The 11,709-nt window shown below is 54.0% G+C and carries 8 protein-coding genes; 4 read left to right on the top strand and 4 right to left on the bottom strand.

The genetic code is table 11. From position 1 onward, the window contains the following. Positions 1 to 7: 7 nt before the first annotated feature. Both GBAG_RS13525 and GBAG_RS13520 read right to left on the bottom strand, forming a co-directional pair. Positions 8 to 2,371, bottom strand: coding sequence for a glycoside hydrolase family 31 protein (locus GBAG_RS13525; protein WP_034496969.1), 2,364 nt, complete (start codon positions 2,369 to 2,371; stop codon positions 8 to 10). Between the two features lie 15 nt (positions 2,372 to 2,386). Then, on the bottom strand, positions 2,387 to 3,688 hold the full coding sequence (locus tag GBAG_RS13520; protein WP_034496966.1) for an MFS transporter: 1,302 nt from the start codon (positions 3,686 to 3,688) through the stop codon (positions 2,387 to 2,389). A gap of 295 nt (positions 3,689 to 3,983) precedes the next feature. Here GBAG_RS13520 and GBAG_RS13515 point away from each other — a divergent pair, with 295 nt between their 5' ends. After that, complete coding sequence (locus tag GBAG_RS13515) at positions 3,984 to 5,057, top strand: LacI family DNA-binding transcriptional regulator (protein WP_034496972.1); 1,074 nt, start codon at positions 3,984 to 3,986, stop codon at positions 5,055 to 5,057. Here the strand turns inward: GBAG_RS13515 and moeB are convergent. After that, a complete protein-coding gene (gene moeB / locus GBAG_RS13510) occupies positions 5,045 to 5,806 on the bottom strand; it encodes a molybdopterin-synthase adenylyltransferase MoeB (RefSeq protein WP_034496964.1) in 762 nt (253 codons plus the stop codon). The two genes, GBAG_RS13515 and moeB, sit on opposite strands and share 13 nt — an antisense overlap. A gap of 2 nt (positions 5,807 to 5,808) precedes the next feature. Next, positions 5,809 to 7,041 carry a molybdopterin molybdotransferase MoeA gene (gene moeA / locus GBAG_RS13505; RefSeq protein ID WP_034496962.1) on the bottom strand — a complete coding sequence of 411 codons (1,233 nt, stop codon included), beginning with the start codon at positions 7,039 to 7,041 and terminating at the stop codon, positions 5,809 to 5,811. A gap of 266 nt (positions 7,042 to 7,307) precedes the next feature. On the opposite strand from moeA, the gene iaaA reads away from it, so the two are divergent. The 3 genes from iaaA to gsiB are packed head-to-tail and all read left to right on the top strand — an operon-like array spanning position 7,308 to position 11,688. After that, positions 7,308 to 8,261 (top strand): beta-aspartyl-peptidase, encoded by a 954-nt coding sequence (gene iaaA / locus GBAG_RS13500; RefSeq protein WP_034496960.1) that lies wholly within the window; start codon positions 7,308 to 7,310, stop codon positions 8,259 to 8,261. Next, the gene (gsiA, locus tag GBAG_RS13495; protein WP_034496958.1) at positions 8,261 to 10,108 is read left to right on the top strand and encodes a glutathione ABC transporter ATP-binding protein GsiA; all 1,848 of its coding nucleotides are present in this window, start codon (positions 8,261 to 8,263) and stop codon (positions 10,106 to 10,108) included. The genes iaaA and gsiA overlap by 1 nt, the downstream gene beginning before the upstream one ends. 38 nt (positions 10,109 to 10,146) lie before the next feature. Continuing rightward, complete coding sequence (gsiB, locus tag GBAG_RS13490; RefSeq protein WP_034496956.1) at positions 10,147 to 11,688, top strand: glutathione ABC transporter substrate-binding protein GsiB; 1,542 nt, start codon at positions 10,147 to 10,149, stop codon at positions 11,686 to 11,688. The last annotated feature ends 21 nt before the right edge of the window (positions 11,689 to 11,709 follow it).

The following is an 11,709-nucleotide window of genomic DNA, read 5'->3' as shown; positions in this document are numbered from 1 at the left end:
TTACAACTTAAATCTTCCAGAAATCCTGTACTTTCCCGTCTACAACCAAACGGCGTTTTTCACCCGCCGGTAGCGTTAACGTCATCTCTTTCCAGGCCGGCTGATAATCACCTTTACGAGTGAAGTTCACATGAATTTCATCTGCGGTGCAGCGAATTTCCCAGTTCAGCCACAGCGCGTTGCCTTGCTGATACCCCCACGTCTCGCCGTCATCTTCAAACAGGCTGCCGTGAGAAACGCCAGTGCCTTGTAGCGGATACACTTTCAGTTCGCGCATCGTGTCAGCTTTGGCATCCACGTGAGTAATACGTGCCGAATGAGGCAGGGCAGCACCCGCGCGCACCAGCAACGGCAAGCGTTCCAGCGGTGCATCAACCACAATACTTTGGCCGCCGCTATACCACTGGCCGGTATAGTAGTCGTACCAACCCGCGCCGTTTTCCGGCAGCCAGACTTCACGCTCGCGCTGGCCTTCTTCCACCACGCTTGCCACTAATAGATCGCGGCCAAGCATGAAATCGTCGCACTCTTCGAAAGTTTTCGCGTCGTGTTCGTGGTCAAGGAACGTTGAACGCAGCATCGGTTCGTCGTCGGCATGCGCCTGCCACAGCAGGGTGTAGAAGTACGGCAGCAGACGATAACGCGTTTCGATAGCGCTGCGAATGGCTGGCGTCACTGACGAATACATCCACGGTTCGTTGACGGTTTGGTCGTCATTCCACGAGTGAATAGTGAAACGCGGGTGCATCACGCCATTTTGTACCCAGCGCACAAACAGCTCCGCATCAGGTTTGTCGCCAGAAAAGCCGCCGACATCGTGCCCAACGTTATACAAACCAGAAAGGCTCATGCCCACACCCATGCGGGTGTTGTAACGCAGCGTATTCCAGTTGGTGCGGTTATCACCGCTCCAGGTTTGCACGTAACGTTGCATCCCGGCGCAGCCGGAACGGGAAATCAGATATGGGCGTTTTTCCGGCGCAAAAGCCTGCTGCGCTTCGAGCGAGGCACGCATCATCAGCAGTGGCATCACCGGGCGGATATTTTTGATGGCAATTTCTTCGCCAAAGCCGTAACAGCGGGCTTCGCCGTCCCACACTTCGTATTCGTTATTATCATTCCAGGTGGAATCGATACCCATTTCCAGCAGTTGCGTGGTGACGCCGTTTTGCCACCATTTCACCGTTGCCGGATTTGTGAAATCAAGATGCGAACCTTCGTCGTCCCAGAAGATCGAACGCTCCGGGCTATCTTGCTCCGAATCCTTAATAAACAGACCTTGCTCAACCACTTCCTGGTAACGCGGATGATCCTGCAACAGACATGGTTTGATGTTAGCTGCCAGTTTGATCCCTGCGGTATGGAACGCCTGGGACATCACTTTCGGCTGCGGCACCTTGTCGTAGTTCCAGTTAAAGACATAGCGCTTGTTATTGATTGAGGTATAGCCCGATGACAACTGGAATGAATCGCAAGGAATTGCGTGCTCTTCACACAGTTTGATAAAGCTCATCAGCTGGTTTTGCGCGTCTGGTGCATCGGTGTAATGCATGGTTGAGCCGCTGTAGCCGAGGCTCCATTTCGGGCCAAACAGCGTTTTACCGGTCAGGCGCACAAACGCTTTGGTGACATCTAAAACCTGCGGGCCGAGAAACAGGTAATAATCGACATCGCCCGATTCTGCCTGCCAGCGGCGGTACGGCAGGTGGTAGTTGTCAATTTCGTTGCCCAAATCCAGCCAGCAGCTGCTCAGGTTGTCGTAAAACATCCCGAAGCTGACATCCGGGCGGCGCGTGATGGTAAACGGAATATGTTTGTAGAGCGGGTCAGTGGACTCTGCGTTATAGCCCATCGCATCCAGGTTACGCATTTCGTAGCGTTTCCCTGTGCGCTGCAACGGACCGGCTTTCTCGCCCAGACCGTAATAACGTTCTTCTTTAAAGCGACGCTGATAGTGCGCCACACCGTCGCCGTGGGCGTTCAGCAGATATGCGCTGGTCGGGCGGTCGCTGGCGAGCATTTGCCACTCGCCGTTCTCGTTCTTATATTCCCACTCCAGCCACAAAGGCTGGTGGACGGTCACCCGCAATTTATCGGTGCTGATACACAATGTTTCATCGCGCTCTTCCACCGTGAAACCGGGTAACGCAAACCCTTGCAGGCTTTCACGGTCTCGGCCTTCCCACGGCACATCATTCTCTGGCGCGATGCTCCAGGTGCGGTTCAATGCCAGCTTGTTTTCGCGTTTAATCAGCACGCGGAACATGCCTTGCTCCAGCACAAACAGGTTCAGGCGATGTTTGCCGTCCACGCTTAACTCAACGTGATTGGCGTCAGACTTCAGCAGTGTCCAGTTCTTCAAAGTTTTCATCGTTCACAATCCATTTCATGCACGCTTGGTGCGGCGTTCAGCAATAAAAGAAACCAGGAATACAGCGCCAATCAGGTCAAAGAAGCCCATGGCGATAAATAAAGGGTTGTAGCCAATCTTGTCGGCGGTCACGCCAATCAGCAGCGAGAACAGGAAGCTGGCAATCCAGGCGGCAGAACCACGCATGCCGTTTACCGTCGCCATCTGGCCTTTATCAAAGGAGTCAACAACCAGCGCACTCAACATGCAGGATATAATCTGGTGCCCGAAGCCGCCGACGGAAATCAACGCGATGGTGACGTACGGGTCTTTGGTGAGGGCAACCAGCGCCAGCGAAATCATCAGGAACGCGCCGGTCACCGAACTTGCCACAATGGAATTAGTGCGTGAGCAACCAAACCAGCGGGTATAGATTTTCGTCAGATAGCCGCTTGCGATACTGCCGAGGTCTGCGGCAAGGAACGGCAGCCAGGCAAACATCGCTATCTGTTTGAGATCCATTCCACGTTCGGAAGCAAGGTAGAGCGGAACCCAGAAGCTCAGCACGGCCCAGGCCGGTTCAGCCATAAATGCTGGGATGGCGATACCGTAAAAACGTTTGTTTTTGCCGACGGTTTTCAGTGCGGTCAGGAACGGCATTTTCACCGCGTCAGGTTCGTTATCCTGCTTGATGAATTCCAGTTCTTCTTTGCTCAGATTCGGGTGCTGCTCCGGGTTGTGATAGAACAGCCACCACAAAATGACCCATAACATTGCCAGCACGCCGGTAAACATAAACGCGCCCTGCCAGCCGAAAGAGGCATGAGCAAAATAGATGATTGGCGGTGCCAGCATTGCCCCAATTGAGAAGCCAACGCCTGCCCAGCCTGCGGCAATTGGGCGTTCTTTTTTCGGGAACCATTCGCCAATCGTTTTGGCGTTAGCGGGAGTTGCGGCGGCTTCAGCTCCACCCATAAAGAAGCGCAAAATGGCCAGTTGAAACCAACTTCCGGCACCCGCGTGCATCATACAAACGACGGCCCAAATCCCTGCACAAACTAAGAAGCCGAGTTTGAGGCCGATAACATCAATCAACCAGCCGCAGATTGGCTGGAATACGGTATAAGCCAGTTGGAACGCACCGACGATATAAGAATATTGCTGAGTGGTAATCCCAAGAGAAGATTTCAGCTCAGGTGCCAAAATGCCCAATGAGTTGCGGGTAATGTAGTTAACGGTAACGCCTAACAGGAACAGCACCAGAACCCACCAGCGCAGGTTTTTAATAGTGCGTTTGGCCTTAACGGCGGTAACCCCTGGATTTATGCCATGACTCATGTCGTTCTCCACGTAGAAGCAGTGTCTATCGGAATGTTTGCCACAATTTGAAATTGTGAAAATTGTATCTATTTGATTAATAATTATTTTATGTGCTTCTTGCCGCAAGCAGGCAGGCTCAGTTGCGGCAGTAGAGAGAGCGTAAAACAGTTAGAAAATGTCCAATAGCAGCTTTTGTGCAAATATTTTCATATGAAAGCGGAATACGTGCGTTTGCTAACGAAAATACCTGTGACAAAGCCATACACTTCAGCATGAAAATTTTTTCATTGCCGAAATGGGCGCAGATCACAAAATGAGTAAAAAGCTAAAAATCACCGAAATCGCCGCTGAAACCGGGCTTTCAATTAGCACCGTTTCGCGTGTGCTGGCGGGCAAGTCCAACACCAGCGAACAGGCTCGGCAACGGGTTTTGAACTGTGCCGGTCAAAAAGGCGTGCTTGCGGGGATGGCAGCGGGGCGCATGCTACTTAACAGTTTGGTCGTTTTCGCGCCTCAGCGTGCTTTTGATGAACGGTCTGACGTCTTTTATTATCGTGTCACGCAAGGGTTAAGTCAGGCGCTTTCCCCACATGAAGTGCGGCTGCGTTACTGTGCGCTGGAAGAAAACGACAGCGATGCCAACCTGTTTCTGAGCAAAATGAACGAGGTGGAAACAGAAGCGGCGATCTTGCTCGGCATTGACGATCCGCATATTCACGATCTGGCGGTGGATCTCGGCAAGCCTTGCGTGTTGATCAACTGTCGCGATCGCAAAATGCGTCTACCCGGCGTTGCGCCGGATCACCAGTTGATTGGCGATTTTGCGGCAAGTTACTTGTTCGAACAAGGGCACAAATCGGTGGTCACATTCCTGTGCCTGCGCCGCTACACCATGGAGTTGCGTCTGGCGGGGATTCGCGACGCATGGGATGCCAACAATCTGCATTTTGACGACGCACGCCATCTGATTACCGCCCAGAGTTTTAGCGCCAAAGAGAGTGAAAAACTGATTAGCGAATTTCTGGAAAAAACACCGCGGCATCAGCTCCCGACGGCATTTTTAGTTGGCGGTGATTTTATGGCGGCAGGGGCGGTCAGTGCGCTGCAAAATGCCGGATTACGCGTGCCGCATGACATTTCGGTCATGAGCATCGACGGCTTTAATCTGGCAGCGATTCACGATGTGCCGCTGACCTCGGTGCATGTTCCGCGCGATCAGTTAGGTGAGGAAGCGGTGCATATTCTTCAGCAGCGTTTAATCCGCCCGGATGCGCCGATTGGGAATTTACTGCTTAACGGAACGTTGGCGGTGCGGGATTCGGTGCGCCGTATTCGTCCGAACAAGAGTCATACGGCGGTCAGTAGCGTGGGGCTTTATGATGAATGAGAGCCACACACTTCGCATTGCGGGTTACGCGGCAATTTCATTTCGCGGAACTGGCAGGTCATCGCATCGTACATCACGATTTTTCCGCTTGCGGGTGTGCCGTAATGCGCCAGCAGTTTGATGGCTTCCATCGCCTGCAATGAGCCGATGACGCCGACCAGCGGAGCCATCACACCTGCTTCAACACAAGTCAGTGCGTTGTCGCCAAACAAACGGCTCAGGCAGCGGTAGCACGGCTCGCCATCCTGATAAGTAAAGACGCTGATTTGCCCTTCCATTCGAATTGCCGCGCCCGAAACTAAGGGCTTTTTAAGCGTAAAACAGCACTGATTTAGCTGATTACGAATGGCTACGTTGTCAGTGCAATCCATCACCAGGTCATGCTCCGCAATTAATTCCAGCAACTGCGTTTCGTCTAATAGCGCGTTGACCGTTTCAATCTGAATATGTGGATTAATTGCTGCCAGCACATCGCGGGCAGAATCGACTTTGGGCTGCCCGATCGTGGCATCGCGATGCAGCGTCTGGCGCTGCAAATTGGACAGTGCCACGGTGTCAAAATCCAGCAATGTCAGTTGGCCGACGCCTGTCGCTGCCAGATACGGCGCGCTGGCACAACCGAGGCCGCCAAGCCCGACAACCAATACTCGCGCGGCTTTCAACGCTTCCTGGCCGTCAAAATCAAAGCCGCGCAGAATAATCTGGCGGTTGTAGCGCAGCATCTCCTGATCGCTCAGTTCAGCGCCCATCGTTAGCCTCCAAACAGATGATTGAACGGCTCTACCTCAACCCAGTCACCGGCTTCAACATGGCCGCGCTCACGTTCCAGCACGATAAAACAGTTGGCCTGGCTAAATGAACTGAAAATATGCGAACCCTGGTGGCCGGTACTCAATACTTCTAGTTGCCCGTCTTCGCCCCTGCGCATGATGCCGCGCTGGAAATCGAGACGGCCCGGCGATTTTTTCAAACGCCCGACGGTACGCGCGCGCTGGCGCGGCGGCAGGGCATTGCCTTGCTCGCCGCTGAGTCTGGCAAGCAGCGGCTGAACCAGCTGATAAAACGTCAGTGCCGCGGAAACCGGGTTGCCCGGCAGGCCGCAGAACCAGCTATTTGTCAGACGACCGAAAGCAAAAGGTTTGCCCGGCTTAATCGCCAGTTTCCAGAAACCGACTTCACCCAACTCTTCGAGCAATTGTTTGGTGTAATCCGCTTCACCCACAGAAACGCCGCCGCTGCTGATGACCACATCGGCCTGGCTATCGGCTTCAATAAATGCGGCGCGCAGCGCTTCGGGATCATCATGAATAATCCCTAAGTCGATAACGTCACAGCCCAACTGTTCGAGCATGATATGCACCGCAAGGCGGTTGGTATCGTAGATTTGACCGTCGCCAAGGGGTGTTCCTGGGAGTTGCAACTCATCGCCCGTAGAGAACACCGCCGCACGCACTTTACGCAGCACGGCGACCTCTGGAATACCTAACGAGGCAATCAGCGGTAATTCCGCCGCGGTCAGTTTTTTACCCGCAGGTAACACGTTGCCGCCCTGGCGAATATCTTCCCCACGCAGGCGAACGTTTTGCCCGTTTTTAACTTCTTCATTAAAGCGCACGCCGCTTTCGGTCACGGTCGCTTCTTCTTGCATCACGACGGCATCCGTTCCCTGCGGAACTGGTGCGCCAGTCATAATGCGAATGCAGGTTCCCTCAGGCCACTCGCCGTCAAACGGCTGCCCGGCAAAGGCTTTTCCCGCCACGGGCAGAGCCGTTCCTGACGCCAAATCTTGCAGACGTACCGCGTACCCGTCCATGGCTGAGTTATCAAAGCCAGGTACATCTATTGGTGACGTGACAGGGTGCGAAGTAATGCGTCCACAAGCCTTCAGCAAAGGGATGGACTCAGATTCGGTGACAGGAACAATACGCGAGAGCATCTGTTCCATTGCGGTTTCAAGGGGGATAAGCCCGGCGGTAAATTCCATGAAAGCTCCTGCTACGCGGGGAAAAATATGTCGGACATTATGGCAGAGAATCGGTGCTGGCTGAATGTCCCATTATGGGTAATCCGGGATGCCGTTTTCCTTTACATCACATTTACATCTTTCTATATTCAAAAATCGTATTAGTTAACAGTCACTATTCTGATATTTATAGCTTTCGTAGTTTTTGTAGGTCGGATAAGCGAAGCGCCATCTGACAACACAACGGACTCCGACAATACAACGCACTCTGACAAGGCAATGTCGAAATGAGCAAAGCAGTAATCGCGATCCACGGTGGCGCGGGAGCCATCACTCGTGCACAACTCAGCCCCGAAAAAGAGCTGCTGTATATTAAGGCGCTCTCGGAAATCGTTGAGGCAGGCCAGGCGTTGCTCGAGGCGGGCGGTACTGCGCTGGATGCCGTGACCGAAGCGGTTCGTATGCTCGAAGAATGCCCGCTGTTTAACGCCGGGATCGGGGCGGTATTTACCCATGACGGCACGCATGAACTGGATGCCTGCATCATGGACGGCAACACGCTAGAAGCCGGTGCGGTGGCTGGTGTCAGTCATATTCGTAACCCTATTCTTGCCGCGCGCCAGGTTCTGGAACACAGCCCGCATGTTTTGCTGATTGGCAAAGGCGCTGAAAACTTCGCCGAGCAGCATGGCCTTGAGCCCGTTTCGCCCGATCTCTTTTTCACCCAACAGCGTTGGGATCAATTGCAAAGCGCTCGTGCAAATCAACAAACAGTGTTGGATCACGACGGCGGCGACCCTATCGATCCGGGCACCAAATTTGGCACCGTCGGCGCTGTCGCTCTCGATAAATACGGCAACCTGGCTGCCGCGACCTCCACCGGCGGCATGACCAACAAATTACCGGGTCGTGTAGGCGATTCACCGATAATCGGCGCGGGTTGCTACGCCAATAACGCCAACGTTGCAGTATCTTGCACCGGCACGGGTGAAGTGTTTATGAAAACCCTCGCGGCTTACGACATCGCAGCCCTGATGGAATATGGCGGGCTAAGTCTGCATCAGGCGACCGAGCGCGTCGTCATGGAAAAACTTCCGGCGCTGCAAGGTAGCGGGGGAGTGATTGCCATTGATAGCGAAGGCAATGTGGCATTGCCATTTAATAGCGAAGGGATGTACCGCGGCTACGGTTTTGTCGGTGATGCCCCGAGCGTTGGAATCTATCAAAGCCAGGAGGGCTGATGCCCAGAAGTCATGAACTTCCCGAGGACGAAGTGCTGTCTGTAAGCCGACTCAACGTGAGCTTTCGCCAGGAAAATGCCGACATTCAGGCGGTGTCAGACCTGTCGTTTACGCTAAAACGGGGTGAAACGCTGGCCATTGTCGGGGAGTCTGGCTCGGGAAAATCAGTGACGGCGCTGGCGTTAATGCGCCTGCTGGAAAAATCCGCAAGCCGCGTTGAAAGCGATAACATCCTACTGCGCCGTCGCAACGGCGCGGTGATCGCGCCTGCCGAATTAAGTTCATCGCAAATGCGCCATGTGCGCGGTGCCGATATCGCAATGATTTTCCAGGAGCCGATGACCTCGCTCAATCCGGTGTTTCCGGTAGGAGAACAAATTGCGGAATCTATCCGTCTGCATCAGGGTTTGGATAAACACGCGGCGATGGAAGAGGCCAGGCGCATGCTCGAACGGGTGCGCATTCCGGAAGCAAAAGCGATTCTTGGCCGTTATCCGCACCAGCTTTCAGGCGGGATGCGCCAGAGGGTGATGATTGCCATGGCGCTCTCGTGCCGTCCGGCGGTGCTGATTGCCGACGAACCGACTACCGCCCTGGATGTGACCATTCAGGCGCAAATCCTCCAGCTCATTCGCGTTCTACAAGATGAAATGCAAATGGGCGTGATATTCATCACTCACGATATGGGTGTGGTCGCGGATATCGCCGATCGTGTGCTGGTGATGTATCGCGGCCAGGCGGTGGAAACCGGCACCGTAGAGCAAATTTTTAGCGCGCCGGTTCATCCTTATACCAAAACGCTGCTGGCAGCAGTTCCGCGCCTTGGCGCGATGAATGGCCGTGATTTGCCGCGTAAATTTCCGCTGGTTGATCCGCAACACCCTGATAAACCCGAAGCAGAAACCGAACAAAACACCATTGCCCCCGGTTCCGTTCCCATTTTGCAAGTCAGCGATTTAGTGACGCGCTTTGATATTCGCAGCGGCATTTTTAACCGTGTCACCAGCCGGGTGCATGCGGTCGAAAAAGTGAGTTTTGATTTGTGGCCCGGCGAAACGCTGGGGCTGGTGGGGGAGTCGGGGAGCGGCAAATCCACCACCGGGCGTGCGCTGTTGCGGCTGGTGGAAACCCAGGGCGGCAGCATTCACTTCAACGGCCAGCGCATCGACACGCTTTCCAATGCCGACATGCAGCATGTGCGCAAAGACATTCAGTTTATCTTCCAGGATCCGTACGCCTCTCTCGACCCGCGCCTGACGGTGGGGTATTCCATCATGGAACCGCTGCTGGTTCACAACGTGATGCCCAAAGAGCAGGCGCAAGAACGCGTGGCCTGGTTACTGGAGCGCGTCGGGTTGCAGGCGGAGCATGCGTGGCGTTATCCGCACGAGTTTTCTGGCGGCCAACGCCAGCGCATATGCATCGCCCGGGCATTGGCGCTCAATCCAAAAGTGGTGATTGCCGATGAGTCTGTCTCGGCTCTCGATGTTTCGATTCGGGCGCAAATCATCAACCTGATGATGGATCTCCAGCGCGAGTTCGGCATCGCTTTTCTGTTTATTTCTCACGATATGGCGGTGGTCGAACGTATTTGCCATCGCGTAGCGGTGATGTACTTAGGGCAAATTGTTGAAATTGGCCCGCGACGCGCCGTGTTTGAAAATCCGCAGCATCCGTATACCCGAAAATTAATGGCCGCCGTTCCGGTGGCTGACCCCACGCACCGCCGCCCCAAACCCGTTTTGCTTTCCGATGATATCCCCAGTTCCACGCATAAGCTGGGGAGTGAACCGCATGTTGCAACGCTTGTGAATGTTGGGCCAGGGCATTTTGTCGCTCGCCCATAATAAAAATTGAGTCCGGCAAGGATAATCAGGAGAACACAATGACCATGTTTGAGAATAAAAAGTGGCTGTTGGCCGCAGGGCTTGCGACCAGTGTGATTGCCGCACCGGCATTCGCGGCGAAAGATGTCGTTGTTGCTGTTGCGTCCAACTTCACCACACTCGACCCCTACGATGCTAACGATACGCTGTCGCAGGCGGTAGCGAAGTCGTTTTATCAGGGGCTATTTGGCCTTGATAAAGAGATGAAACTGCAAAATGTGTTGGCCGAAAGTTACACCGTTTCTGACGACGGACTGGTTTACACCATCAAATTACACCCTGGCGTTAAATTCCAGGATGGGACTGATTTCAACGCCGAAGCGGTGAAGATTAACCTCGATCGCGCCAGCAATCCTGAAAACCATCTCAAACGCTACAACCTGTATAAAGCCATTGCCAAAACCGAAGCGGTTGACGCTAACACGGTAAAAATCACCCTTAAACAGCCGTTCTCGGCGTTTATCAATATTCTCGCCCACCCGGCAACGGCGATGATTTCCCCGGCCGCGCTGAAAAAATACGGCAAAGAGATTGGTTTCCATCCGGTCGGCACTGGCCCGTATCAGCTGGATACCTGGAACCAGACCGATTTTGTGAAGGTGAAGAAATTCGACGGTTACTGGAAGCAGGGGCTGCCGAAACTCGACACCATCACCTGGCGTCCGGTTGTTGATAACAACACCCGAGCAGCCATGCTCCAGACCGGCGAAGCGCAGTTTGCCTTCCCCATCCCTTACGAGCAGGCTGGCGTGCTGGAGAAAAACGACAAGCTGGAGCTGGTGGCTTCGCCTTCCATCATGCAGCGTTATCTCAGCATGAACGTGACGCAAAAGCCGTTTGATAACCCAAAAGTACGTGAAGCGATCAACTATGCGATTAACCGCCAGGCGCTGGTGAAAGTGGCGTTTGCGGGTTACGCCACACCAGCCGAAGGCGTGGTGCCACCGTCTATCGACTTCGCGCAAATTTACAAGCCGTGGCCGTATGACCCGGCAAAAGCGCGCGAACTGTTGAAAGAAGCGGGCTATCCGAACGGCTTCGAAACCACGCTGTGGTCATCCCACAACCACAGCACCGCGCAGAAAGTGTTGCAGTTCACTCAGCAGCAACTGGCTCAGGTCGGCATTAAAGTGAAAGTCACAGCGATGGATGCCGGGCAGCGTGCCGCGGAAGTGGAAGCTAAAGGCCAGAAAGAGAGCGGCGTGAGAATGTTCTACACCGGTTGGTCGGCCTCGACAGGTGAAGCGGACTGGGCGCTGTCGCCGTTGTTTGCCTCATCTAACTGGCCGCCAACGCTGTTTAACACCGCGTTCTACAGCAATCCGCAGGTGGATAAAGACCTGAGCGAGGCGCTGAAAACCACCAATCGTGACGAGAAAGCGAAGCTGTATAAAGACGCGCAGGACACCATCTGGAAAGAGAATCCGTGGGTGCCTCTGGTGGTCGAAAAACTGGTTTCCGCACACAGCAAAACCCTCAGCGGTTTTTATGTGATGCCAGATACCGGGTTTAGTTTTGATGATGCGGATTTGAAAGAGTGATGGTTTTGGTGGCGTGTTTTC

The organism is Buttiauxella agrestis ATCC 33320, from assembly GCF_000735355.1.
Taxonomy (GTDB): Bacteria; Pseudomonadota; Gammaproteobacteria; order Enterobacterales; family Enterobacteriaceae; genus Buttiauxella; species Buttiauxella agrestis.
This window is presented reverse-complemented; position numbering and strand designations above follow the sequence as displayed.

Coding starts and splice junctions, on each gene's coding strand:
- GBAG_RS13525 (WP_034496969.1), bottom strand. CDS start 2,371: ATGAAAACTTTGAAGAACTGGACACTGCTGAAGTCTGACGCCAATCAC.
- GBAG_RS13520 (WP_034496966.1), bottom strand. CDS start 3,688: ATGAGTCATGGCATAAATCCAGGGGTTACCGCCGTTAAGGCCAAACGC.
- GBAG_RS13515 (WP_034496972.1), top strand. CDS start 3,984: ATGAGTAAAAAGCTAAAAATCACCGAAATCGCCGCTGAAACCGGGCTT.
- moeB (WP_034496964.1), bottom strand. CDS start 5,806: ATGGGCGCTGAACTGAGCGATCAGGAGATGCTGCGCTACAACCGCCAG.
- moeA (WP_034496962.1), bottom strand. CDS start 7,041: ATGGAATTTACCGCCGGGCTTATCCCCCTTGAAACCGCAATGGAACAG.
- iaaA (WP_034496960.1), top strand. CDS start 7,308: ATGAGCAAAGCAGTAATCGCGATCCACGGTGGCGCGGGAGCCATCACT.
- gsiA (WP_034496958.1), top strand. CDS start 8,261: ATGCCCAGAAGTCATGAACTTCCCGAGGACGAAGTGCTGTCTGTAAGC.
- gsiB (WP_034496956.1), top strand. CDS start 10,147: ATGACCATGTTTGAGAATAAAAAGTGGCTGTTGGCCGCAGGGCTTGCG.